This window comes from Pseudoalteromonas sp. PSi26, assembly GCF_054960575.1.
This window is the reverse complement of sequence record NZ_JBHNYT010000003.1, coordinates 293,065-319,165: the sequence shown is the minus strand read 5'-3', so window position 1 is coordinate 319,165 and position 26,101 is coordinate 293,065. Positions and strand designations below refer to the sequence as shown.

Below are 26,101 nucleotides of genomic sequence, written 5' to 3'. Positions count from 1 at the left end.
CATCAATTTTGAAGATTGATAAACTTATAAATGGTGCCTCGACCCGGAATCGAACCAGGGACACGAGGATTTTCAATCCTCTGCTCTACCAACTGAGCTATCGAGGCACTTTAACAGTGCTAATCAAAAACCTTAACTGGTTTTTAATGTAACTCCCAACAACATCTACTAAGTCAGCTATCTGGGCGTGCGGCGTATTAAACGAGTTTTGCCCTTACAAGTCAACTTTTTTTTTATCCTTTACGACTGTTTGAACGGTTTTCAAGCAACTCAGTACATTTTTTATTGATAACGTACATTTTTACCACAAATCAGTCTATATATATGAAATATTAAAACTAAATTAGACTAAAACCGTAGTGAATTATTTTTGGTAAATGGTACGATTAGTTCAGATACCTATGCTAATAGCTAAAATAGCAAAAACACATCAATGGGAACATTCAATGCAGAGTAAATTCTCTTCGCCGGTAAAAGGGTTATTACCACTTTTTTTTATATTTAATATTGCAATTACCGCCCTTGCTGTATTTGGTTACTCGTTCTACATCAAAAACGATACACAAACAGTTAAACCTGAGCCATCGGTAAATATTAAAACACTCGCATCTACATTAAATCAGCCTATGATCGACGCGCTAACAATGTACGGCCAAGACAAGGTTAAGCAATTACTCGACTTAACATCCTCTTTAGATGATGAATTTGAATACACTATTTATCGTTTCAGCGCGACTTCTGATACACAACTCGTTTATAGCAATAGCGAGACCGCACCTGAGTCCATCAAAATTACACAATATAATGAGAACACAGGTGTGTTGCATCATATTCTCTTACTTAACGATCAGCCAATTGGTGAGCTAATTATAAAACAAGAGTTAGCTCCACCACCATTAAGCATGCAAGACTCTCAAGTGATTGCATATGGCGTTGCAATCGCAACTGTTATTTCTTTATTTATCTTCGCGTTACTTTTTAACGTATACATTAATGGCCGTTTGCGTAAAAGCACTGACTCACTCTCGCAAGAACTTCAGGCTATTACAGAGCAAGGTAACTACAATAGTAATGTTAATGAACAGCTAGATATTGGTTTAGGCTCTGTAGCACAAAGTATAAATGTACTTCTTAAGCAAGTACAAACAGCCCTTAGCGATAACGAGTCGGTACAAAAAGAACTGAAAAAACTACAAAATGGTTTAGAGTCAGAGGTGCAAAACCGCACTATTGCACTCGAGCGAGAAACCTTAAAAGCACAAAGAGCTAGCGAAACTAAAACCACCTTTTTGGCTACTATGAGCCACGAAATCAGAACGCCTATGAATGGTGTTATTGGTACTATCGATTTGCTTCGTCAAACAGACCTTGATGGTGCTCAGCATCGCTTAAGTACTATTATTCGCGAATCAGCATTTTCACTACTGAGCATTTTGGATGATATTTTAGATTTTTCTAAAATTGAAGCTGGTAAGCTCAACATAGACCCAATCCCTTTTTCAGTGAGCGACACCCTAGAAGAAGTAACTCGCGTTTTGTCGTCGGTCGCTAAAAAACGAGAACTCGATTTAGAACTATCAATTGCGCCTGATATTCCAGTAAATCTAGTCGGTGACAGCGTACGTGTGCGCCAAGTACTTTATAATTTATGCAGCAATGCAATTAAATTCACAAGCACCGATGAAAAAACCCAAGGCCATGTGAGAATTTCGGTTGAGGTTGCGCATAACACCGCCGACCACTTTACCTTGCGCTTTTGCGTAACCGATAACGGCAAAGGGATGACACAAGCTCAGCTAAGAGACATATTTAGCCCATTTGTTCAGGCTGAGAGTTCAATAACCAGAGAGTTTGGTGGCACAGGGTTAGGGCTTTCTATTTGTAAGAGCCTAACAGAGTTAATGTTAGGTACTATTCATGTAAATAGCCATGCAGGTATTGGCAGTGAATTTACCGTTGAGCTACCTTTTAGCACCTCTGGTAAAATAAAATATGCTCATAAGAATGCCTTAGACGGCAAACCAATTATTGTTGTAAGTAACAACCTTCAACGCGAAAAAATAATGTACCGTTATTTATCGTTTATGGGTGCAAAAGTTATTTACGCGCACACAGAAAAAGAAATTGAACAACACCAAAACACAGAGGGTGCTATTTGGGTTGCAGACGGCATAGATAATATTGATGATATTAACTCTCTATTGAGGCGCTTATTGTACTCACTTGAAGATTACAATCAGCAAGTAGTCGTATTAAGCAAACTAGATGAAGCGGCCATTAATCATAAAAACATTTTTTACATAAATGCATCTCCGCTTTGTAAGTCAAACTTTATGCTTTCTATTTTGGTTGCCGCAGGCTTGCATCAACCAAAACAAATTAAAAAAGCAAAGTCGCTAAATAACTATTTAAATGTTGAGCAAGCTCGAGAATCAAATAAATTAATTTTGCTAGTTGAAGACAACCTTCTAAACCAGCAAGTTTTAACCGACCAATTGCATATATTAGGGTATGGCGTAGAGGTTGCCAACAATGGCGAAGAAGGCCTAGATATGTGGAGAAAGAACAATTTCTCACTTATTTTAACCGATCTACACATGCCAAAAATGTCGGGATACGACATGGTTGAAAAAATTCGTAACGAAGCTGAATTATTAGAAGCCATAGATGCACAACCTTATATAGTTGCAGTTACCGCTAACGCTCTCAAAGGTGAAAAAGAACGCTGTTTAGCAGTGGGTATTAATGACTTTATTACAAAGCCTATAGAACTCAATGCGCTTGAAGATACTTTAAAACGCTGGAGCAGCAAGCAAGCTCCTAAGCAAGCGCTAACTCCTCAACTAAACACAGCATTGCCAATAGATATGGATGCAGTCGCTAAATACGTAAATGGCGATAAAGCAAAACAACTGCGCTTTTTCAAAATGTATTTAGAGCAAAGTCAAAGTTTAATTAAATCAATAAATTCAGGCGTTATGGTCAACGACCTGGCAGAAATAATTGAGGGTTGTCATCAACTCAGATCTATTTCTAAAACCATTGGGGCAGAAGCAGTTGGTAAGCTTGCCGGCGCATTTGAAGATAAATGCAAAGCGGGCGAACTAACAACTGATGAATTAATTGATTTACGCGACCAGTTAGAAATTGAATATTCTAAAGCGGCTCAATTTTTAAAAGAGCAAGTTAGAAAGGCAGAGGAAGAAAACGAAGAGTTTTAGCACTTAATAGCTAAATAATTAGCAATAAAAAGGGGCTTTGAGCCCCTTTTTTTTAATAAACTATTTATTTTTCTGGCGGTCTATAGCCTTCAATTTCTACGTCTTTACCTTCAAACAGAAAGCCAACCATTTGCTCTTCTAAAAATGTTCGATGCTCTGGGTCCATCATATTTAAATGCTTTTCGTTAATTAGCATAGTTTGTTTATGTTGCCATTGAGCAAAAGCTTCTTTAGAGATGTTATTAAAGATCTTTTCACCAAGCTCACCCGGGTAAAGTTGAAAACCAAGGCCTTCGGCTTCTTTTTGTAACTTTTGACAAAATACAGTACGTGCCATAATTAATTTCTCTTAAGCGTTAAATGCAAATAGTTTAACCTATTGGTGCAATTTGTTTAACCAACTTTTTAGTTGGTGCAGCCAAACCCACTTCTACTGATTGATCTAGCGGGTACCAAACTAGCTGCCGTTCGTTAATCACATCCGGGATTTGTTTAAGATTTAATATATGTGGGTTAATAGTCAGCTCAAAGTGAGAAAATACATGGGTGAATGGTACCAATGGTTCAAGTTCTGATTTAAAGCCATGTTGAACTAAAAAGTCATCTAGCTGTTTGCGCTCAGCAAACTCAAAAAAACCAAACAATCCCCCCCAAATACCAGAGCTAGGGCGTTTTTCCATAAGGACCTTATCGTCGCACTTTATAATTAGCTGGTGACAGCTTTTTTTAGGCACTGCTTTTTTAGGCTTAGAATGAGGAAACTCTTTAACTTTACTCGCATTAAACGCACCACAGCGACTATTTAACGGGCACGCCTCACAATCAAAACGGCTACGTGAACATAAGCTTGCACCTAAATCCATCATAGCTTGGTTGAATTCTGTCACATTATTTTTAGGTGTTAATTGCGACGATAAATGCCAAAGCTGGTTTTCTACTTTTTTTACACCATACCACCCTTCAACCATAAAATAGCGTGCCAATACTCGCTTTACATTACCATCTAAAATGGGGTGATGTTGACCAAGTGACAATGACAATACAGCCCCTGCTGTAGAGCGGCCAATACCGGGCAAATCCATAACTTCCTCAAGCGTTTGCGGAAACTGTCCGTTGTATTTGTCGCGAACTATTTTTGCTGTTTTATGAAGATTTCGCGCGCGGGCGTAGTAACCTAAACCAGTCCAATGATGTAGTACCTGATCTTCTTCGGCATTCGCCAAAGCGATAATATCAGGAAAGCTTTTCATAAATTTTTCAAAGTATGGGATCACAGTAACAACTTGAGTTTGCTGAAGCATGACCTCAGAAACCCACACTTTATAAGGTGTTTTACCCAATTGCCACGGCAGCGTTTTTCTGCCATGAAGGTGATACCAATCAACTACTTGCTTTGAAAACCAGTGAGACTGCTCTTTATTTAAGTCCAACATATTATACTTTTACTCATGCTCAATGGCGGGTCAGTCTATTGCAGTGAGTAAAAAGATCAAGCTATAGAGGCTGTAAAACCAGCTAATACTTGTGATTGAGGCCATCGTCAGGGATAATATGCAACCATTTTTAAACACATTGTTTTGTCAGGCCAATTAGATATGAGTGAATCAAGCAATACCAACCTAGAGCAAGCTAAGCAAGAAGGTAAATACATCCGCACCATTCGCAGTTTTGTAAAACGCGAAGGTCGATTAACCAAAGGCCAAGCCGCTGCAATCGAAAAATGCTGGCCAACAATGGGCTTAGAGCATAAAAACGGCATGCTTGATTTAAGCCAAGTATTCGGCAACAACAATGATGTAGTCCTAGAAATAGGCTTTGGTATGGGCAAGTCGCTTGTAGAAATGGCTAAAAATGCTCCACACCTAAACTTTATTGGTATTGAAGTACACCGCCCAGGCGTTGGTGCATGTTTAATGGATGCCGACGAAGCGGGTATAACTAATTTACGCGTGTTTGAACATGATGCTGTAGAAGTACTTGCTGACTGCCTAAGCGATGAAAGCCTAACTACATTGCAATTATTCTTCCCAGACCCATGGCACAAAAAGCGCCACCATAAGCGCCGTATTGTACAAACTGAATTTGCTGAAAAACTACGTTCTAAATTAAAAATAGGCGGTGTTTTTCATATGGCTACTGATTGGGAAAACTACGCAGAACATATGCTAGAAGTTATGCAAGCTGCCCCCGGTTATAAAAATCAATCAGAAACTAACGATTATGTGCCTCGCCCTGATTTACGCCCTCTTACCAAATTTGAGCAACGCGGCCACCGATTAGGTCACGGCGTTTGGGACTTAATGTTTGAGCGCACAAAGTAATTACACTTTTATATTAATTTAACATACTGTAAGGCAAAGCCATTTATGAGCGTATTAACCAACCCAAGTTTACTTTTGCTGCGAAATAGTGAGGCATTAACGGGTAAATCTATATTGGTGGTCAACTTTGTTCAAGATGGCTTTTTAGCTGAGCTTAAAACGCTTAATCCAAATAGCAAAATTACAGCGTTTAGCTATAACCATGCTAATGGTGAATTTGCTGAAAATACTCATGGTGTTGATGTAAAAGTTAACCACACTATTACCGGCAGTGATTATGATTTAGTCATTCTTTATTATCCCAAATCAAAACCAGAGCTTTTAATGGCCCTTGATAACATTCGCGCTGTAATAACTACGGACGCAGAGTTATTAGTTGTTGGCGAAAATAAGAGTGGTGTTAAATCGATTGAAAAACAATTAGCAGGCAAAGCTCAATATAGTAATAAGATTGATTCGGCTAAACACTGCGTACTTTACTCATTTTCTCAAATTGAGCTTAATGCGCAATTTGATATTAGCCATTACCATAAAACATTTACCGTTAGTATTGCCGATACATCATTTTCAGCTATCAGCGTACCTGGCGTGTTCAACCATGGCTGTTTAGACGCTGGTACGAAAATGCTACTCGAAAATGCCCCTTCAACTAAACAAGGTAAAGTACTCGACTTTGGTTGTGGTGCTGGCTTAATTGCGACCTTTTTAGGGTTAAAAAATACAGCTCTTGAATTTGTATGTAGTGACGTAAGCGCGCTTGCAACCTATGCAACAACTCAAACTTTAAAGTTAAACGGGGTAACTGGTGAAGCAATTCTCAGTGACGGCCTTAAAAATATTAGTGGTAAGTTTGATTTAATAGTGAGTAATCCGCCGTTTCACACAGGAATTGCTACAGACTACAGCGTTGCAGAAACGTTTTTAGCTAACGCTAAACAGCATTTAACTAAAAACGGAAAGCTAACCATTGTTGCAAACAGCTTTTTAAAATACCCGCCAATTTTAGAAACACAATTTGAAGCGTATCAAACCGTATTCAAAAACAATAAATTTGCCGTATATAGCAGTTAAACACGCTTAAATGCTAAGTTAAACAATTAATATGTTTAGCTTAGTATTTGAATGTATACTTAATTTTATGTATTTTTTTGCGGCACTCTATGCCTTCTTTGCTAAACTAATAAAATAATAAACTTAATGACTCAGGCGACACTTTAATAATGCCTAGAAAAGTTCATCAAAGCAGTATTCGTAAAGCACTCATAAATCTAATAATGCTTATAACTGCTATCTGCTTGTCGTTATCGATTTCTATATCGACTTACCTAAGTGTTAAAGAGCAAAAACAATTAATAGTGAGTAAGCTCGTTATTTTGGCGGAAATAGTTGCTTTTGATGCTGGGAAATCAGTTTTTGAAGATGACAGAGAAACAGAAGAGAAACGCCTCAAATACTTTGAAAAAACCCCTTTAGTTAAAAACATACATGTATATTCTATTGAGCAAGCATCTCAAAAACCTGTTTTTTTTATTAGTTTCAATGCAAAAAAAACGCCACCAGTCCCCCTTCGAACCGACAGCATTGAAGAACTAAAAACACCACGTATAACCAACGAAGATATCGAACTAATAAAGCCAATTTTTCATAATGAAAAGCTTGTTGGTCATGTATACATGCGCGGGAGTCTTGAAAGCTTAGACGATTATATAAAACAAAAAATAGTTGTAGATGTCTTTCTGACTTTACTGATACTTGTTGTTGTGTATTTTATCGCAATAAATGTTCAAAAAAGAATAGCTCGACCGATAGAGCGGCTTAGTATGCTATTACAAGACGTATCAAAAAATCATAACTACGATGTACGCGCACCAGTAACCGACGTAAAAGAAATATCAGCGCTTTCTAACAGTTTAAATATCATGCTTAGACGCACCCAAAAACAATTGACTCGCCATGAAAAAGACAAAGAAGAAATTAAACAGCTTAACCAGGGGTTAGAAGAAAAAGTAAACCAACGAACCATAGCCTTACGAGAGGCAAATCAAGAATTGTTATCAACCCTTGAGCGTATGCATCAGTATCAAACGCAGATTGTTGAAAATGAAAAAATGGCATCACTTGGTCAAATGGTTGCCGGTGTTGCACATGAAGTTAATACCCCAATAGGCCTTGGTATTACAAGCTCTACTTTGCTGCGCGATAAGTTGGCCGATTTACAAATTAGCTTTGATGACAAAAAGCTGACTTCAAATCAATTAAAGCGTTTTATTGACGACGGTATTGAAAACCTAGACTTAATTTATCGTAACTTAAACCGTGCAGCCGACTTAATTTCAACCTTTAAAAAGGTAGCGGTTATTCAGGATGATGACGTAACAACCTACATCAATATCCATAAGTTAATAACGGATGTTTTGACATCAATCAGCTCTGAGCTTGAAGAGAAAAAGCCTGTTATAAACATAAATTGTGCAACCGATTTAACCGTAGAAAGCAAGTCAGAACCATTACAGCAAGTACTTATACAACTAATAACAAACTCACTACTACACGGATTTTCTGATACCGAAAATAATGAGATATGCTTTGACGTAGAGCTTACAGGTAAAAAGCTCACTATTATATACAGCGATAACGGCCAAGGCGTAGATAAAAAAATTAAACACAGAATATTCGACCCATTTGTAACCTCAAAAAGAGGGCAAGGGGCAAGTGGACTCGGTATGCACTTAGTTTACAATTTAGTAACCCAAGCTTTAGGTGGCCACATATTAATTGATTTAGAAAAAAAACACGGTGCGCGATTCATCATAACCATCCCTTAAAAGTGAAGTAACCAAGCGCATTTATTTGCTTACACTCCTTGAATTACTACTTATCGACTATATTTATGCCTCATGTGACAAGTAAGGGTAATAGTTATCGTTTATAGAGCGCAATTTTTTGAACTTTATTACTTTTGCGATATCACATACATTGATGAAAGATTAGATAGTGATATAATTTAACTTTGAATTTGTCTGATTGTCTAACAGTTTTGCATAGTCAGCCGGTCCATAAATTTTCAAAGTAAATGAACTTCATACGTGTATTGATCAATTTAACAGTAGTTTTTGCACGGGCTTTTTGAGCAAACTTTGAACTCTTGCTGTTTTATTTTCATCCAACTTGTTTTTTCTTGTTAACAATTGGATATAATCCTATAATCTCTAGTAGTCGGATTTATACTAAATACCGATTTTTTGTAAATAAAATATTCCAAAAAGGTTAATTAATAATGCAAACGCCAGTCATTCTAATCGTAGAGGATGAAGACGTAACTCGACTAAACCTCGTTAGTTTATTTGAAGCTGAAGGTTACAAAGTTATTGAAGCCATTGATGGCGATGACATGCATGACAAGCTTACAAATAACGACGACGTTAATCTCGTAGTTATGGATATCAATCTTCCAGGCAAAAACGGCCTTATATTAGCTCGTGAATTACGCCAAAAACGCAAAGTAGGCCTTATTTTCTTAACGGGTCGTGATAACGATGTTGATCGTATTTTAGGGCTTGAAATTGGCGCTGATGATTACATTACTAAACCATTTAACCCTCGTGAATTGACTATTAGAGCTCGCAACCTTATTACGCGTACAGGATTAAGTGACGATGAATCAGCACTTGAAACAAATGGCGTTATTACATTTAACGGTTGGGAATTAGATGAAAACAGTCGCTGTTTAACATCACCTAATGGCGATGCTAAACGCTTGCCTAAAGGCGAGTATAGAGCACTGCGTTTAATGCTTGATTCTCCAGGTCGTATTTTTAGCCGAGAACAACTAATTAAACATATGACTGGGCGTGAACTTCGTGCAAACGACCGTACTGTTGATGTAACTATTCGCCGTATCCGAAAGCATTTTGAAAGTGATAACTCTACATCAGAGCTTATCAGCACTATTCATGGTGAAGGCTACCGCTTTATTGGTAAAATCGACAGCTAATCAGCGTTTATTCTAATTGCTGTAAAAATAAATGAAGGGCATGTTGTCCTTCATTTATTTTATCTTCCAACACAAGCAGCCACTCTTTAAGCACCTCATCAGACTCCTCTATTGCGCCGTACTCCATCACTTTTGCATGCAGTTGAACATCGTTTAAACCAACAGAGCCTGCAGCACCTTTAAGCTTATGCGCAACCGATTTATACTCTTCCCTGTCACCTGTATTTAATGATGTAAGCAGTTCTTGTTGGTACTGCGGATTTAGCTTTTCGAATAACTGACTGCTGCGTCTAAAGACAACTAACCCCATTGAGTTCACAAAGTCTTCTATTGTTTCAACATCTAGCAAATGCGCATCAATATTTTTAAGTGCCTCGTCGGTTACTTTTAGCTGTGGCTCGTTGCATTGAGCTTGCTTAATATCAAATAAGTCAGCAAGCATTTTATCAAGCTTTACTGTATTAATAGGCTTAGCTAAAGCGCCTTGAATAGAAATACCTTCAAGCTCTTCTTCTGCACTTCTTACATTAGCGGTTAGTGCAACAATAGGCAGATTATCAAAATGACTATCGGCACGAATTTGCCTTGCAACTTCGTCCCCATTGATATCGGGTAGCTGCATATCAAGTAATACTAAATCTAGGTCGTCTTCAGTATCTACAAACGAAAGAGCATCTTCGCCGGTTTCTGCCCATAACACTTCGTGACCGCGTTGTTCTAATAAATTAGTGGCTATTTCGGCGTTAAGTGGTACGTCTTCAACGAGTAAAATATAAAGCTCTCGGCCAACGTAACTTTGCTCTGTAGGCGCAATACATAAGCTCAGCGGTATTTGCACTGTAAAGCAACTACCCTCACCCTCTGTACTGTTTACTGTAATACTGCCTTTCATTGCCGTGACTAGCGCTTTAGTTACCGCAAGCCCAATACCTGAACCTATTGCATTAGTGCCTTGTAAATCAGGTGCTTTATAGTACATATCAAAAATACGAGAAAGCTGCTCTTGTGGAATACCTTGCCCTGTATCTGAGATTTTAATAACTAACCACGGGCCTTCAGGGCGGTTTTCACGGCTACATTCAAGTGTTACTTTGCCATGCTGGGTAAATTTCACTGCGTTGTTTATCAGGTTCCAAACCACTTGGCGTAAACGAGTAGGATCAAGCAGTGCATATATATCAAGCATGCCATTTCGTTCAATATCAAACTCAAGCCCTTTTTGCTCAGTTATTAGCCCTGCAAAATTCACAACATCGTTTATAAAATCAGATACATTAATAGAGTTGGCGGCAATATCGAGTTGCTCTCTGTCTATTTTATCTAAATCTATAATGTCGTTAAAAATATTACCGAGCGTTTCAGCACTTGAAAAAACCGTGTTACACCAACTGCGTTGCTGCTTATTTAGATCGGTATCGAGCAACATACGTGTTAAGCCCACAATGCCGTTAAGCGGGGTACGCAGCTCATGGCTCAATGTGGCTATAAATTTCCCTTTATCTTTATATGCGGTTTCAAGCGCCTCAGCCGCCTCTTTACGGCTAGTAATATCACGACCAAAACCAAGTAAACCTATGTAGTCGCCTTCATCGTTTATAAAAGGAAGTTTTCGTAGTTCAAACCAGCGCGTTGCACCATCAACTTCATAACCTACATCGATAGTGAGTGCTTTGTGAGTTTGTTCTACCTCTTTGTCTGTGCGCAATACTTCAGATAAAAAGTCGTTGGGGAATATTTGTTCAAGCGTTTTACCTATAAGCTCACTGCTTGATTTACCCATTACTTCTTCAAACATTTTATTGCAGCCAGCAAATACCCCATTGTTATCGCGGTAATAAAATAGATCGGGGGATGAATCAACAATTGAGCGTTGTAACATGCTTTGCTGAGCAAGCTCTTGCTGTGTTTTTTTACGCTCGGCAATTTCTCTACGTAATTCTTCAATGGCGCGATGCTTAGCATGAAAAGCCATTTTACGTTCATCTATTTCAATATTAAGTCGACTAATATTATCTTTAAGTGTTTGGTTTAATAGTTTTTCTTGTTTAGTTGCGCTATCTAAGTAAGCGTAGGAAGCATCTAACTGACGAATTGAATTAATAAGTACGCTTATAATTAAAGGGGACACAACAGCTGAAAAAAATACCACGGCCAAAATATCTACAAGAAACAATTCGCCTATAGCTACGTAGTAAAACATGCTCGATAAAATAAGAGACGCTGCTAAAAATAAAGCGTAACAAATGGCAGCTGTTTTTAACTCACCAAATCGCGCTATTGAACTTGAAAGCACTCGAACCCAAGGGCTCAAAGAATAATCGGTCATACGTAGTTTTATCTCTTTGCTGTTTGCTTAAATATAAGAAAGGCAATGCTATTTACAGATTTTAGCATTTTTCTATTCGCTATTTTCATGTTGTGCGACAAAAACAGAAAATATTCATACGCAATTTTAGCGGGCAGTAAAGTCCTCGTTTCAGCCATTGATTATTTCGTGTAAAATAATGCGCCTTATCATTGCCAATAACGAGTAACATAGCATGCAAACCAATATGCCCGATATAGCTGACACCGCTCCTGCATTACAAACAGGTAAATTAGACTGGGTTGGCATGGGTGAAATTGAACTGCCATTTATTTTTGAATCGCGTGATTTAAGCCCTGTTACTGTTAATGCCAAAGCCCGAGCATTTGTTAACTTGCACAAAGAAGACGCCAAAGGCATTCATATGTCGCGCCTATTTTTAGCGCTTGATTTACTCTCAACAGAGCAACAAGTAAATCCTCAAACAATTAGCCAAGCACTAAATACGTTTATATCTAGCCATGAAGGGTTGAGTAATAAGGCACAGATTGAGTTTAAATTTGAGCTACCACTTCGCCGTAAGTCTCTATTGAGTGGCAAAGCTGGCTGGAAAAGCTATCCAATCACACTTACAAGTACAATTGAAAACAATATTATTAGTTTCGAGCTAACCGTTGATGTTACCTACTCATCAACTTGCCCTTGCTCGGCGGCTCTTGCACGCCAGCTAATACAAAACGCATTTAGTGAAAAATTTAACCAAGACACGCTCAACCAAAAAGAGGTACTTGAGTGGCTTGGCACAACACAAGGCATTGTGGCAACCCCTCACTCGCAGCGCTCAATTGCTAACGTAAAAGTTAAACTCAATAGCAACATTAATGAGTTTGATGTAGTTAACTTAATAAATACCCTTGAAGGCGAGCTTAAAACGCCAGTGCAAGCGGCAGTAAAGCGTGAAGATGAACAAGAATTTGCCCGTTTAAATGGGCAAAATTTAATGTTCTGCGAAGATGCCGCGCGTAAAATTAAAGCAATATTAGAAACAGACGGTTACGCAGATTACTGGCTACAAATAAACCATTACGAATCGCTTCACGCCCACGACGCTGTGGCGGTTGCTGTTAAAGGTATTAATGGCGGGTATAAGGCATAAAACACCTGCGTTAACTTAAATCACCATTCGGTAAATCACATACAATATTTGGGCACGGTACTTGCTTTAACAAAACAGTGTCAATTTGTTGTTATGGAGTTACCGTATGGAATTCGCTTTATTGTCGATTTTAGTATTAGTGGTAGGTGCATCAATTGCCGCGTCAAAATTTAGTGACGACGGCGGTAATCCTTATCCTTTTAAACGTAAACAAAGTGTATTTACGCAAGTAGAAAGCGCCTTTTTAAACCTGTTAGAACGCGCTATTGGCGATCAATATAAAATAGTGAGTCGAGTTAAGCTTATTGATGTGATCGACTGTAAAGAAGGTTTATCACCTAAATCAAAACGTGCCGCTATTGCTAAAGCCAAAAATAAGCAGCTTGATTTTGTGTTAATCGACAAAGAAAAAATGACCATCGTGGCAGCTGTTGATTTAGTAAATAACGCAAATAAAGATGGCCACAAAGCCCAGCGCGACTGGTTTGTGAATGGTGCCTTAGAAGCTGCAGGTATTCCACACATTCGCATGAAGGTAAAAGCGGGCTATCGCCCATCAGAAGTACGCGATGCCATTATGTTCAAACTGGGTAAACCAGCACCAACAGCACAGCGCCCATTACGTAACCGAGTTCACAAACCTGCTGTTTTATCCCCCTCACAAGCTAAAGCCCATTCAACAGCATTAGCCGAAATATAATTATCAGGTGACTTAATTTGAATTTAAAGCGAGCATTTTAAATGTCTCGCTTTTTTGTTTTTTATTGCTAACTTCACGTATAATCAAGCTATTCAAACTCAGGAATCAAACACTATGAATGTTGGTATTATTGGCGCAATGGAGCCAGAAGTTAAAATTTTGCGTGAAGCAATGCAAAACCCAGCTGTTTTAACTAAAGCAGGTTTTACATTTTACACTGGTGAATTAGCGGGCTGCACAGTAACTCTTGTTCAATCAGGTATTGGTAAAGTAGCATCAAGCATTGCAACTACATTACTTATTGATAATTTTAAGCCTGATTGCGTAATTAACACCGGGTCTGCTGGCGGTTTTGATCCATCATTAAGTGTTGGCGATGTCGTTATATCGTCAGAAGTTCGTCACCACGATGTAGACGTAACTGCATTTGGTTACGAAATTGGCCAAGTACCACAAATGCCTGCAGGTTTTACTGCGCACCCTAAATTAGTTGAAGCAGCCGAGCAAACTATTGCACAAATTAGCGAAGTTAAAACGTTAGTTGGCCTTATTTGTACTGGCGATACCTTTATGTGTGATCCTGTTCGTATTGATAAAGCCCGCAGCGACTTTCCTTCAATGCTTGCTGTAGAAATGGAAGGTGCGTCTATCGCGCAAACCTGTCATACGCTTGAAACTCCTTTCGTTGTTATTCGTTCAATGTCTGATATTGCTGGCAAAGAATCGCCACAGTCGTTTGAAGAATACTTAGAAACAGCATCAATCAACTCATCTAAAATGGTTGTTGCTCTGCTTGAAAAGCTAACAGCTGTAACACTGTAAATGCTTAGCAATATTGTTCAAAACCATTTGGACTTTATTGTGTTTATAATAGCGCTCCTTGCTGAGCGCTTTTTACCACTCGTTAGTTGGTACCATCCGAATACCGTTTTAGTGGCCGTATTTAGCGCCATAGGCAAACGTATTTATAATAAACAAAATACAAACAGCTACCACTATTTAGCAGCCATACTTGCAAGCGTACTGGTGCTCAGTGTTGTTTTACTAATTGTTATATTGCTACTTGAATTTGCATTTTACCCAGAGCTACTTGCAGGCCTTATTTTATACCTTTGCCTTGAAAGCCAAAGCCTCAATAAAAAAGCCCTTCGTATTGCAAAGCTCACTAAACAAAACCAAAAGTCAGCCGCACGCGAGCTATTAAAACCACTGCTTGCTCGTGAAGTCAGCAAGCTTTCAACCACAGGAATTATTAAAGCCCTCATTGAAAGCTTAATACTTCGTACTGCTCGTTATTACTTTGTGGTTATATTTGTTTTTTTACTTTTAGGGCCAGTTGCAGCACTTGGTTACCGACTACTTACCTTAATGCAGCAAGCATGGCGTGGTGATATTTCACCAAACAGCGAATTTTTAAAACCGTTAAAGCTTATTTTATTTGTTATTGAGTATATCCCGGTGCGTTTACTTACACTCACAATTGCTGCAAGTAAGGCCACAAAACAAAGTATTCACTACATAAAACACTACGGCCAACACTTTTATCAAACAAATACAGGCTGGTTACTCAGTGCATGCTCTGCATCACTTGGCGTGCAACTAGGTGGACCCGCTATGTACTTTAATAAGCGGCATAACAAAATGCGGGTTGGTACTGATAGGTTACCTAACGCTGACGATGTACCAGCGGTTTTAAATCGGCTTAATCAGGCGCGCGCCTTTTGGGTACTCGTTATTGTGTGTATTGAAATTCTAAAAAGCATTTGAGCTTTACTTAGTAAAAATTGAGTATAAAAAAAACCAGCCTAAGCTGGTTTTTTTTATTACCCACACACTTAAGCTACGGTAATGTTTGCAAACTTACGTTTACCTACTTGATAAATAGCGGTTGTGCCTTTTGCTATTTCTAGTTTGGTATCAGTGATTTTTTCTTCACCGTTAAGTTTAACTGCACCTTGTTTTATCATGCGCATCGCTTCTGATGTGCTTGCAACTAAATTAGCTTCTTTTAATAAGTTAGCGATTAAAATAGTGTCTTCTGCAATGGTTACTGTCAGCTCAGGAATTTCATCTGGCAGCGCTTTTTTCTGAAAGCGTTGAATAAAATCGTTGTGCGCAGCTTGTGCATCTTCTTCACTATGAAAACGTGCAATTAGCTCTTTAGCAAGTTCAATTTTGATATCGCGCGGGTTAGTCCCCTGCTCTACACGTTCTTTTTGTGCTGCTATTTGCTCAATCGAAAGGCCACTTAGTAAATCGTAATAGCGCCACATTAATACATCACTAATCGACATAACTTTACCAAACATATCATTTGGTGCATCAGTAATACCAATATAGTTACCTAAAGATTTAGACATTTTTTGAACGCCGTCAGTACCTTCAAGTAATGGCATCATTAAAACAGTTTGTGGCTTTTGGCCCTCAACTTTTTGAAGCTCGCGCCCCATTAGTAAATTAAAGCGCTGATCGGTACCACCCAGTTCTACGTCAGATTCTAATGCAACCGAATCCCAACCTTGCACTAACGGGTATAAAAATTCATGTATTGCAATTGGCTGCCCGCCATTGTAACGCTTTTTAAAGTCATCACGTTCAAGCATACGCGCAACTGTTTGGTTTGCAGCTAATTTAATCATGCCTGCAGCACCCAGCTTTTCCATCCACGTTGAATTAAAAGCAACGGTTGTTTTTGCCGGATCTAGAATTTTGAAAACTTGTTCTTTATACGTTTCAGCATTGGCAAGAACATCTTCGCGGGTAAGCGGTTTACGCGTCACATTTTTACCGGTTGGATCACCAATCATTCCTGTAAAATCACCAATTAAGAAAATAACTTCATGACCTAAGTCTTGAAAAGTTTTCATTTTATTAATTAGTACTGTGTGCCCTAAGTGTAAATCTGGCGCTGTTGGATCGAAACCCGCTTTGATTTTTAACTTTTTGCCCGACTTTAGTTTTTCAACTAACTCGTCTTCAATTAATATTTCTTCTGCACCGCGTTTTATCTCTGCAAGAGCGGTTTGTAAATCCACAGTCTATTACTCCAAAATTCTGCCAACAAAGAGGGCTACTAGTTGTTTTGTATAACCTTAGTTTAACAAGGGCTAAATCAAACTTATATATGCAACTAACATAACAAATTTCTACCTAATTAAAACAACTTTTTAAGTGATTAATGCAACTAAATAAAATGCGCACAGTCTGAGATAAATTAAGCGCTAAAAAGGCATATAAAGCCCGATTTTAGCGTAATTCAGCGCGATTTAAAATCTACAAAGCACTGGTATTCGCACAATATTAGGTATATCCTGCAATATTATGTATTTATTATCTTGACAGCAGAAAAAGGCACGTTATGGTTCACGTGGTTAATACCCTCCCCAAAAAACACAAATTGCTTATCTTATGTTTGGTTTCTGCTATTGCCGCTTTAACGTTTCTTCCATCTGAGAAAGCAACAGCGTCCAAAGACAACAATGCTAACGCATTAGAGATTGGCAAACGCTACGAGCTTCAAGTTAAAGTCGATGACAACGAAAAACTTACCGAGTTAAACTCAGAGCAAGCAGCAGAAAAGCTTCCAGAGTACGATTTAGTCGACCACCAAGTAAAAACGGGCGACAACTTAGCAATTATATTTAAACGCGCGGGCTTTTCAGCGCAAACGCTACATAAGCTAATTAACACTAACGCAGAAACCCGTAAGCTAACTAAAATTCACCCAGGCGAAGTACTGAGCTTTGCAACAGGTAAAGACGGCGCACTTGAACAATTGCGTTACGTTATTTCTAAGACAGATACGCTGTATGTAACCTTAGACGACGAAGGTAACTACAATACATCTATAGATAGCAAAGAAATAGAAACCCTGACAAAAACAGCTGGCGGCGAAATTTCTAGCAACTTTTGGACTTCTGCAATTGCAGCGGGTTTAAGCGAACGCCAAATCATGAACTTTGCTGATATTTTTGGTTGGGATGTGGACTTTGCTAACGACATTCGTAAAAACGATCAATTTGGCTTAATTTACGAGTCTCACTATGTTGAAGGCGAATTTATAGGTACTGGTAAAATTATAGCGGCTGAGTTTATTAACCAAGGGCAGCGTTTTACAGCAATTAGACATACTGATGGAAACTTCTACACCCCAGAAGGCCGCAGTATGAAAAAAGCATTTTTACGTGCCCCCGTTAATTTTAAATATATTAGCTCGAGTTTTAATCCACGTCGCTTACACCCAGTTACTGGGCAAGTAAAAGCACACCGTGGTATTGATTACGCGGCACGAACTGGCACACCTGTTGTTGCATCGGGTAACGGTAAAGTCGTTAAGGCAGGTTACAGCAAGTACAACGGCAACTACGTATTTATTAGCCATGGCACACAGTATGTCACTAAGTATTTACACCTTAATAAAAAGCTTGTTAGAACAGGTCAAAAGGTTAAACAAGGTGATAAAATTGGTACTGTAGGTGCTACTGGTCGTGTGACTGGCGCGCATTTACATTATGAGTTTTTGGTTAACGGTGTTCACCGTAATCCTAAAACGGTTAAATTACCAAAGTCTGAGCCACTCCCCCGCTCTGAGCTTGCTAAATTTAAACCTATTGCCGAAAACTTTATTGCTCAATTAGAGCGTAACCGCGAGTTACAACTAGCACTTAAGTAACCGCGTTATTAATTTATTAAAAAGCCCTTGCAGGTTTAGCCTGCAAGGGCTTTTTTAGTGTTTTTGTTTTAAAAATAAGTTAGTCAGCTCACATAGAGCCGTTCCACATTAAAGGCTTCGCATCTTAATTTTATATTAATAGCTTTACACACCTAATTCATTAATACATAAATAAGTTGAATAACTAAAGAGCTCATCACTAATGGCCAAATATATTTACTGTATTTTGCCGCCCCCTCAAGCCCCATTTTGCTTTGGTACTTTTCAAGTAATGGGATCAGTATTGCCAATGCTATAAATAAACAAACTAAAATAATAATTACGTTCATTAAAAACCCTCTTTATGGCACTTCGCAGCCTTTTGCGCTTTCGTATAAGGCATACCAATGCTCTCGGCTTAAATGAACATTAATAGCCTCACACGATGCTTTTATACGCTTAGCGTTAGTAGTGCCAATAATGGGTTGAATCGACGCAGGGTGGCGCAGCAGCCACGCAAGTACAATTGCCTCAGCAGAGGTACCATAAATTGCAGCAAGTTTATTTACTAAAATACTTGTATTGATATCGGCTTGCGACGCATTTGATAAATCACCGCCGGTATACAAACCTTGGCACAAGCTCCCCCAACTTTGTATTTGAATGTCAAAGCTGCGGCAATATTCAATGTTACCAGGCGTAAAGTTAATGTCTTTACCGTCGCTATTACCAGCATACAAGCCTTCATCTATAAATTGATGTTTTTGTAAGCTGGCCTCTATTTGGTTAGCTACAATAGGCATATCAAGAGCATGCTGCAAAAAGTTCATTTGGTGTTGCTGCATGTTTGATACGGCAAAATGCTTTACTTTGCCACTTTCTTTTAAACAGCTAAATACACGTGCAACTTCATCAACTTCCATCAAAGGATCTGGACGATGTAGCATGAGTACATCAAGGTATTGCGTATTTAATCGCTTAAGTGAGTTTTCTACAGACTGTTCAATCCAATCGGCTGAAAAGTCATATCGCTTAGGCCCTTTTTCATCAGCAAACTTTATACCGCATTTAGACTGAATGTATATGTGCTCTCTAAGCTCTGGTCGCTCACTGAGCGCTTGACCAAATACCTGCTCAGCTTTGCCAAAAGTGTATATATCTGCGTGATCAAAAAAATTAATACCGCCTTCAATCGCGTTATCAATGCACTCGTGGGTCTGTTTAAGGTGTGTGCTGGTAATTGGGTCTTTATTCCAACCGCCTCCCAACCCCATACATCCAAATACAAGTTTACTAACATTAGGTAAATAGTGAGCCAGTGGAGTGTGAAGCATAATGACTATCCTTAAAATTGCGAAGAACCACCACTTTAAACAAAAATCTCAAAACAAGAAACCACTAACGAACAGAAGTTTCAGACAAAAAAAAGCGCAGTAAACTGCGCTCAATGGTTGGTTGAAATCTAAAATCAATTTAGCCAACAAGTGCCAACAAAATACCTGCGGCAACAGCACTACCTAAAACGCCCGCCACATTAGGGCCCATTGCGTGCATAAGTAAAAAGTTATGTGGGTTATTTTCAAGCCCTACTTTATTAACTACACGCGCAGCCATAGGAACGGCTGACACACCAGCGGCACCAATTAACGGGTTTATAGGGGTTTTAGATATTTTATTTAAGCCTTTAGCCATAAACACACCTGATGCCGTACCAATACCAAAAGCAAGCGCACCCAGCACTAAAATACCAATAGTCTCTACTGTCAAAAAGTCATCTGCAGCGAGCTTAGAGCCAACCGCTAATCCTAAAAATATAGTGGTTATATTGATAATTTCGTTTTGCGCACTGTTACTTAAACGGTCAACAACACCCGACTCACGCATTAAGTTACCCAAACAGAACATACCTACTAGTGGTATCGCCGCTGGTAAAAACATGGCTGTTGCAGTAAGTACCATAAGTGGAAAAATAATTTTTTCTTTTTTAGATACTTTACGTAGCTCAGGCATTTTAATTTGGCGCTCTTCTGTTGTTGTGAGTGCACGCATAATAGGAGGCTGAATAATTGGAACTAGCGCCATGTATGAATAAGCCGCTACCGCAATGGCACCTAATAAATCAGGCGCTAATTTTGATGCTAAAAATATTGCCGTTGGACCATCAGCGCCACCAATAATAGCTATAGCCGATGCATCTTGCAGCGTAAACTCAAAACCCGGAATAAAGTTGAGAAGAATTGCACCAAATAAGGTCGCAAAAATACCAAACTGAGCTGCAGCTCCCAGCAATAACATACGAGGGTTTGCTATTAACGCACTAAAGTCAGTTAATGCACCAACACCCATAAATATTAATAGCGGAAAAATACCGGTATCAATACCTACATAGTAAACTGAGTACAAAAGCCCACCAGGGTCAGACATACCAGCAACCGGAATATTAGTTAATATCGCGCCAAAGCCAATTGGTAATAAAAGCAGTGGCTCAAAGTTTTTAGATATCGCTAAAAACAATAACAAACAGCCTACTGCAATCATTATCAAGCCAGGAAGCGTAAAGTTAGCAAGGCCAGTAGCATGCCAAAGGTTTAAAAGACCTTCCATTTACATTTACTCCTTAAGCCAGCGCAATAATTGCGTCGCCAGTGGTCACTGAGTCACCCTCAGACACAAGCACTTCAGCAATGGTACCAGTATGCATTGCGCGAACCTCAGTCTCCATTTTCATGGCTTCCATAATCACAACAACATCACCTTCGTTTACAACCTGGCCCGCTTTCACTTTAACTTTAAAAATATTACCTGCTAAAGGTGCATTTAGCGTTTCACCCGAAGCAACCGAAGCAGACTGAGGTAAGTGCTCAGAATCTTTTAACGCTACCTCTTTAAGCTCGCCGCCTTGCGCTACGACAACGTCGTAAACCTTACCGTCTACCTTAACGCTATATTGCTCAGCCTTAACACTGTTACCTTTGGCTGACACCTTAGCTGGTGACTTACTTGAATTATCTTCTACGCTAGGAGCTGGTTCAAACGCATCTGGATTGTTACGGTTTTTGATAAACTTCAAACCAACCTGCGGGAACAGTGCATAAGTAAGTACGTCGTCAATTTTATCATCAGCAAGTGTTAAACCTTGTTCTTGCGCTTCTTTTAATAGCTCAGCTTCAAGCGTTTCAAGCTCAGGCGCAATATTGTCAGCTGGGCGACACGTAATAACGTCGCTCCCATCAAGTACTCGCTCTTGTAGCTCTTTGTTCATTGGAGCTGGTGTTAAACCATATTCGCCTTTTAATACACCTGCTGTTTCTTTTGTGACTGTTTTGTAACGCTCACCGGTTAGTACGTTCAGTACTGCCTGCGTACCTACAATTTGTGACGTTGGCGTAACAAGTGGAATAAAACCTAAATCTTCGCGTACGCGCGGTATTTCAAGTAGTACTTCGTTAAGCTTATCAGCGGCACCTTGCTCTTTAAGTTGGTTTTCCATGTTAGTTAACATGCCACCAGGTACTTGAGCGAGTAAAATACGTCCATCTACGCCTTTTAAACTACCTTCGAATGCAGCGTATTTTTTACGAACATCTCTAAAGTAAGCTGCAATTTCTTCAAGTTGGTTTAAATCAAGCTCAGTATCTCGCGCTGTACCTTCAACAATTGCTACAATGGTTTCTGTTGCTGAATGACCGTAAGTCATACTCATAGACGAGATAGCGGTATCAAGCATATCAATACCTGCATCAATCGCTTTTTGGTACGTAGCAGTACTTAAACCTGTTGTAGCATGGCATTGCATAGCAATTGGAATCGACACTGTTTCTTTCAGCGCTTTTATAAGCTCTTCTGCGTCATATGGCTTTAACAAACCCGCCATATCTTTAATACAAATTGAATGACAACCCAGCTCTTCTAATTGCTTAGCTAGCGTTAACCACATATCAAGTGTATGAACAGGGCTTACCGTATACGAAATAGTACCTTGAGCATGAGCACCTACCTTAACAGCCGCTTTAATGGCTGTTTCTAGGTTACGTACATCATTCATAGCATCAAAAATACGAAACACATCAACACCGTTTTTGTGTGCGCGCTCAACAAACTTTTCAACAACATCGTCAGCATAATGGCGGTAACCTAATAAGTTTTGACCGCGTAATAGCATTTGCTGCTTAGTATTTGGCATCGCTTTTTTAAGCGCACGAATACGCTCCCACGGATCTTCACCTAAATAACGAATACAAGAATCAAAGGTCGCACCGCCCCACGATTCTATTGACCAGTAGCCTGCATCATCTAATTTACTTGCAATCGGTAGCATGTCATCTAAGCGCATACGCGTCGCAAGTAATGACTGATGCGCATCACGAAGAACCAATTCTGTTAATTTTAATTTAGCCATGTGTGTGCCCCTTATTTGTTATTTGATTTGTACTGAGCAATGGCAGCACTAATAGCAGCGATGTGCTCATTTGGCACACCTTGAGATTTAAACGATGGTGACTTAACTGGAGTCGCAACTTCAGCAGGGCTAAAACGCGCCACTAAGTTAGACATTATTGTAACTGCGCCAATTAATATCGAAAGAAAGACAAACACTCCAACCATACCTGTTAGCATTAAGCTACCAGCGGTTGTAAGTACAGCACCTATATCCATTTTTCTCCCCTTGAAACCCATATCGAAAATAAAAAGTCGATTTAGTTAAATATTTATTCACTAGATAATAACAAAACAAATATCTTTGTCTAGCTATTGTAAATTGGTAAAACCAATTAAAATAAAAATAACATATAACCAAATTTATTAACCACAGCAAAAACCCTTATCCATCAACACCCCATAATACACACAAAAAATACTCACTATATTTTTAAGCTATAGCTGAATTTTTAACAAAGCCGAATTTCCCGTACTTTACTGAACCTAAAATCACTCATAATGTGTAGAAAAAAACAAACTTGTTAATTGGTCTTACCAAGAGGGCTTTTTTAAGCACCCTTTAATTGCAACCTGTACTTGTGTGTGAATAAGTTACACAACCCAACGTAAAAGTTACCAATTTAACAAAGTCAAAAAACAAACAAAAGCACACAAGACACTGATATAAAACAAAAATATATTATGGCACAGTACTGGCATTAGCTATTGTGTACAAATTTGATAACCAAGGAGAAAACAATGTTACGCTGGACAATCACATTTTTAGTTATTGCTTTAATCGCTGCAGTGTTAGGTTTTGGTGGTATCGCAGGTGCCGCAGCTGGTATAGCAAAAATTATATTCTTTATTTTTATAGTACTTTTAGTTATTTCGTTAGTTTCAGGTGCGCTACGTGGTAAATCGCCCAGGTAGGCATATACTAAACTAACACTACAATTTTATTTATTTACAAGGAATTACATTATGAACTCTACAACTTTAAAAGCAGCACTAATTGGTCTTTTCGCAAGTTTTTTCATCATGGGTTGTCAAGATAACAACGCAGAAGAAGCCGGTGAACGTATTGATGAAGTAGTAACAGATGTACAAAATTCTGTTGAAGATACGTGCGAAGAAGTGAAAGAAGGCGTAAACGCTGAAGAAACTAACTGTTAATAGTTAGCATATTATTAAAAAAACGGCTCTTAAGCCGTTTTTTTGTGCCTAAAATAAATGCACGTATTATAAAGCTGCTCATTTATAAGCGAACTTGCTAAAATATATAAAACGATTTTTAAAGCAAGGCACTATGTCATTTTCAACCACCTACACACTTGATAAACCCTACTTTTACGAATGCTTTGACGAGTCACTTCCTTACAGCAAACGCGCACAACCTAAGTACTTTTTACTGGTACTTTTAGTCTCGCTTGGTTTATTTAGCATTTACGGTTTAGCTGATCATTATTTAGGAACATTTTTGATCATGGTTGCTGTGCTTGAATGCGTTGCTTTTTATTACCGCAGGCCATGGTGGGTAACCAGACAAATGTTTAGCCGAGCATCAGGCTCTGAGGTTACACTCACCTTTGATGATGAAGGCATTAAATCGGCAAACCACTACAAAAGCTACCAACTAGCTTGGCAAGACATCGCTGAGGTAATTGAAACGCCACGGGGCGTGTTAATTAAAAATAAAAACAGCCTGCAATATATTTCAAAGCAAATACTCACAGATGAAATGCTCGACTTTATAAACAAAAAAGCCACTCAATGAGTGGCTTTTTGACTTAGCTAAATAAATTATTTAGTTAAGTATACGTGTTGATTAAGCGTTGCCCGGATTAGGGTTAGACTTTTCAGCTTGTATACGCATGTAAATCTCTTCACGATGCACTGAAACGTCTTTTGGTGCGTTTACACCAATTCGAACTTGATTTCCTTTAACTCCTAAAACGGTCACTGTTACTTCGTCACCGATCATAAGGGTTTCACCTACTCTACGAGTTAGTATTAGCATTCTCTTGCTCCCATGTTCCAATAAAAATTATAAGATTCCGCCTATCCATATTAATGAAAAATAGACTAAAAAGTAAGTAAAAACTCACTATCTATCTACTTTCCGTTAAAAATACTTTGTGTAATGCACGAACTGCCAGTTCGAGATACTTTTCATCTATTAAAACTGAAATTTTAATCTCTGATGTAGACACTAAAACTACATTGATATTTTCATTTGCTAAGGCATCGAAAAATAAACTAGCAACACCCCAGTGCGATTTCATTCCCATACCAACAGCAGATACTTTTGCAATGGTTGTTAGCCCGATTATATTTTCAGCACCTAAAGACACCTTTTGCTCGGTTAGTAACTCAAGTGCTTGCGGGTAGTCGTTCGAATGCACAGTAAAAGCATAGTCTATTTTTTCAAAGATATGATTAACTTGATTAATCATATCTATTTCGATGCCGTTATCAGCAAAAAGTTTCAATATTTTTACAAGATTTTGAGTGCCGCTTTGCACACCCTGTACCTTAATTAAGCACTCATCTGCATTAAATGCAATACCTGAAACAACTTTACTTGGCATATCGTCTTCCTCAAACGTAATCAATGTTCCTTCATCGGGGTTAAAGCTCGAAAGCACCCTTAATGGAACACTGTGTTTACCTGCCGCCTCAACAGAACGAATATGCAATACTTTAGCACCTAAGCTTGCTAACTCTAGCATTTCAGCAAAGGTCACTTGGCTCATTCTTCGTGCGTTAGGTTCAACCCGAGGATCTGTAGTATATACGCCGTCAACATCAGTATAGATCTGACATTCATCGGCTTTTATAGCCGCAGCTATTTCTACAGCCGACGTATCAGTGCCGCCTCTGCCAAGTGTTGTTATATTGCCTTCAACATCACGCCCCTGAAACCCGGCAATAATAGCAATACGGTTATGCTCAAGTTCATGCTTTAAACGTGTAGCTGCAATGTCTGTAATGCGGGCTTTACCGAACATATTATCGGTTTGAATATTAACTTGATCGGCAAGCAGGCTTACGGCTGAGTGGCCGCGTTTGATAATAGCCATAGCCAATAACGAAACCGATACTTGCTCGCCGGTACTGATTAGCACGTCGAGTTCTCGGTTACTAGGACGGGAATCTATTTGTTTGGCAAGATTAATTAAGCGGTTGGTTTCTCCCGACATAGCCGAGAGCACCACAACCACTTGGTGACCTTGTTGCCTAGTTTTAACAACAAGGTCGGCGACCGCTTCTATTCGCTCTATTGAGCCAACCGACGTGCCGCCATATTTTTGAACAATTAACGCCACTTAGG

At 38.9% G+C, this 26,101-nt stretch carries 24 protein-coding genes and 1 tRNA gene; 13 read left to right on the top strand and 12 right to left on the bottom strand.

The features are described 5' to 3' along the window. Positions 1 to 31 precede the first annotated feature (31 nt). Positions 32 to 107 (bottom strand) — tRNA-Phe (locus ACFI34_RS05310). Positions 108 to 446: 339 nt separating this feature from the next. Between ACFI34_RS05310 and ACFI34_RS05305 the strand changes: the two genes are divergently transcribed. Continuing rightward, on the top strand, positions 447 to 3,221 hold the full coding sequence (locus ACFI34_RS05305; protein WP_462672669.1) for an ATP-binding protein: 2,775 nt from the start codon (positions 447 to 449) through the stop codon (positions 3,219 to 3,221). A gap of 64 nt (positions 3,222 to 3,285) precedes the next feature. On the opposite strand, the gene ACFI34_RS05300 is transcribed toward ACFI34_RS05305, so the two are convergent. Continuing rightward, the gene (locus ACFI34_RS05300) at positions 3,286 to 3,558 is read right to left on the bottom strand and encodes an oxidative damage protection protein (protein WP_006794326.1); all 273 of its coding nucleotides are present in this window, start codon (positions 3,556 to 3,558) and stop codon (positions 3,286 to 3,288) included. A 34-nt stretch (positions 3,559 to 3,592) separates the two neighbouring features. Continuing rightward, positions 3,593 to 4,654, bottom strand: a complete 1,062-nt coding sequence (gene mutY / locus ACFI34_RS05295; protein ID WP_462672668.1) for an A/G-specific adenine glycosylase — start codon at positions 4,652 to 4,654, stop codon at positions 3,593 to 3,595. 162 nt (positions 4,655 to 4,816) lie between these two features. On the opposite strand from mutY, the gene trmB reads away from it, so the two are divergent. From trmB to arcA, 4 genes are all read left to right on the top strand, one after another. Continuing rightward, positions 4,817 to 5,542 carry a tRNA (guanosine(46)-N7)-methyltransferase TrmB gene (gene trmB, locus ACFI34_RS05290; RefSeq protein WP_462672667.1) on the top strand — a complete coding sequence of 242 codons (726 nt, stop codon included), beginning with the start codon at positions 4,817 to 4,819 and terminating at the stop codon, positions 5,540 to 5,542. A 45-nt stretch (positions 5,543 to 5,587) separates the two neighbouring features. Further along, a complete protein-coding gene (locus ACFI34_RS05285) occupies positions 5,588 to 6,613 on the top strand; it encodes a methyltransferase (RefSeq protein WP_462672666.1) in 1,026 nt (341 codons plus the stop codon). A gap of 149 nt (positions 6,614 to 6,762) precedes the next feature. Further along, positions 6,763 to 8,367: a sensor histidine kinase gene (locus ACFI34_RS05280; RefSeq protein ID WP_462672665.1), complete on the top strand. Its 1,605-nt coding sequence runs from the start codon at positions 6,763 to 6,765 to the stop codon at positions 8,365 to 8,367. Positions 8,368 to 8,819: 452 nt separating this feature from the next. Further along, a complete protein-coding gene (arcA, locus tag ACFI34_RS05275; RefSeq protein ID WP_006794331.1) occupies positions 8,820 to 9,536 on the top strand; it encodes a two-component system response regulator ArcA in 717 nt (238 codons plus the stop codon). Between the two features lie 7 nt (positions 9,537 to 9,543). Here arcA and arcB read toward each other — a convergent pair whose 3' ends face one another. Then, the gene (gene arcB, locus ACFI34_RS05270; RefSeq protein ID WP_462672664.1) at positions 9,544 to 11,862 is read right to left on the bottom strand and encodes an aerobic respiration two-component sensor histidine kinase ArcB; all 2,319 of its coding nucleotides are present in this window, start codon (positions 11,860 to 11,862) and stop codon (positions 9,544 to 9,546) included. Between the two features lie 214 nt (positions 11,863 to 12,076). On the opposite strand from arcB, the gene folE2 reads away from it, so the two are divergent. The 4 genes from folE2 to ACFI34_RS05250 all read left to right on the top strand — a co-directional run bounded on the left by folE2 (position 12,077) and on the right by ACFI34_RS05250 (position 15,464). Further along, entirely contained in the window at positions 12,077 to 12,997 is a 921-nt protein-coding gene (gene folE2, locus ACFI34_RS05265; protein ID WP_039038231.1) for a GTP cyclohydrolase FolE2, read from the top strand. A gap of 106 nt (positions 12,998 to 13,103) precedes the next feature. Further along, positions 13,104 to 13,697 carry a DUF2726 domain-containing protein gene (locus ACFI34_RS05260; protein ID WP_006794335.1) on the top strand — a complete coding sequence of 198 codons (594 nt, stop codon included), beginning with the start codon at positions 13,104 to 13,106 and terminating at the stop codon, positions 13,695 to 13,697. Between the two features lie 114 nt (positions 13,698 to 13,811). After that, positions 13,812 to 14,519, top strand: a complete 708-nt coding sequence (mtnN, locus tag ACFI34_RS05255; protein ID WP_462672663.1) for a 5'-methylthioadenosine/S-adenosylhomocysteine nucleosidase — start codon at positions 13,812 to 13,814, stop codon at positions 14,517 to 14,519. Beyond that, complete coding sequence (locus ACFI34_RS05250; RefSeq protein ID WP_462672662.1) at positions 14,520 to 15,464, top strand: cobalamin biosynthesis protein CobD/CbiB; 945 nt, start codon at positions 14,520 to 14,522, stop codon at positions 15,462 to 15,464. It abuts the gene before it with no gap. 68 nt (positions 15,465 to 15,532) lie between these two features. Here ACFI34_RS05250 and tyrS read toward each other — a convergent pair whose 3' ends face one another. After that, positions 15,533 to 16,732, bottom strand: a complete 1,200-nt coding sequence (gene tyrS / locus ACFI34_RS05245) for a tyrosine--tRNA ligase (protein ID WP_006794338.1) — start codon at positions 16,730 to 16,732, stop codon at positions 15,533 to 15,535. A gap of 323 nt (positions 16,733 to 17,055) precedes the next feature. Between tyrS and ACFI34_RS05240 the strand changes: the two genes are divergently transcribed. Then, on the top strand, positions 17,056 to 18,369 hold the full coding sequence (locus ACFI34_RS05240; RefSeq protein WP_462672661.1) for a peptidoglycan DD-metalloendopeptidase family protein: 1,314 nt from the start codon (positions 17,056 to 17,058) through the stop codon (positions 18,367 to 18,369). Between the two features lie 152 nt (positions 18,370 to 18,521). Here ACFI34_RS05240 and ACFI34_RS05235 read toward each other — a convergent pair whose 3' ends face one another. The 5 genes from ACFI34_RS05235 to ACFI34_RS05215 form a co-directional block, all read right to left on the bottom strand. Continuing rightward, on the bottom strand, positions 18,522 to 18,698 hold the full coding sequence (locus tag ACFI34_RS05235) for a hypothetical protein (protein WP_462672660.1): 177 nt from the start codon (positions 18,696 to 18,698) through the stop codon (positions 18,522 to 18,524). Positions 18,699 to 18,710: 12 nt separating this feature from the next. After that, positions 18,711 to 19,682 carry an aldo/keto reductase gene (locus ACFI34_RS05230; RefSeq protein ID WP_006794341.1) on the bottom strand — a complete coding sequence of 324 codons (972 nt, stop codon included), beginning with the start codon at positions 19,680 to 19,682 and terminating at the stop codon, positions 18,711 to 18,713. Between the two features lie 139 nt (positions 19,683 to 19,821). Then, entirely contained in the window at positions 19,822 to 20,952 is a 1,131-nt protein-coding gene (locus ACFI34_RS05225; protein ID WP_462672659.1) for a sodium ion-translocating decarboxylase subunit beta, read from the bottom strand. Between the two features lie 13 nt (positions 20,953 to 20,965). Beyond that, on the bottom strand, positions 20,966 to 22,747 hold the full coding sequence (gene oadA, locus ACFI34_RS05220; protein ID WP_462672658.1) for a sodium-extruding oxaloacetate decarboxylase subunit alpha: 1,782 nt from the start codon (positions 22,745 to 22,747) through the stop codon (positions 20,966 to 20,968). An 11-nt stretch (positions 22,748 to 22,758) separates the two neighbouring features. After that, a complete protein-coding gene (locus ACFI34_RS05215; protein WP_058404828.1) occupies positions 22,759 to 23,004 on the bottom strand; it encodes an OadG family protein in 246 nt (81 codons plus the stop codon). Between the two features lie 522 nt (positions 23,005 to 23,526). Between ACFI34_RS05215 and ACFI34_RS05210 the strand changes: the two genes are divergently transcribed. The 3 genes from ACFI34_RS05210 (at position 23,527) to ACFI34_RS05200 (ending at position 24,544) form a co-directional block, all read left to right on the top strand. Further along, positions 23,527 to 23,700: a DUF1328 family protein gene (locus ACFI34_RS05210; protein ID WP_006794345.1), complete on the top strand. Its 174-nt coding sequence runs from the start codon at positions 23,527 to 23,529 to the stop codon at positions 23,698 to 23,700. 51 nt (positions 23,701 to 23,751) lie between these two features. Beyond that, a complete protein-coding gene (locus ACFI34_RS05205) occupies positions 23,752 to 23,943 on the top strand; it encodes a hypothetical protein (protein ID WP_006794346.1) in 192 nt (63 codons plus the stop codon). Between the two features lie 133 nt (positions 23,944 to 24,076). Further along, the gene (locus tag ACFI34_RS05200; RefSeq protein ID WP_058404829.1) at positions 24,077 to 24,544 is read left to right on the top strand and encodes a YcxB family protein; all 468 of its coding nucleotides are present in this window, start codon (positions 24,077 to 24,079) and stop codon (positions 24,542 to 24,544) included. Positions 24,545 to 24,595: 51 nt separating this feature from the next. On the opposite strand, the gene csrA is transcribed toward ACFI34_RS05200, so the two are convergent. Next, positions 24,596 to 24,787, bottom strand: a complete 192-nt coding sequence (gene csrA / locus ACFI34_RS05195; RefSeq protein ID WP_004587515.1) for a carbon storage regulator CsrA — start codon at positions 24,785 to 24,787, stop codon at positions 24,596 to 24,598. A 91-nt stretch (positions 24,788 to 24,878) separates the two neighbouring features. Next, positions 24,879 to 26,096, bottom strand: a complete 1,218-nt coding sequence (locus ACFI34_RS05190; RefSeq protein WP_462672657.1) for an aspartate kinase — start codon at positions 26,094 to 26,096, stop codon at positions 24,879 to 24,881. Between the last annotated feature and the right edge of the window lie 5 nt (positions 26,097 to 26,101).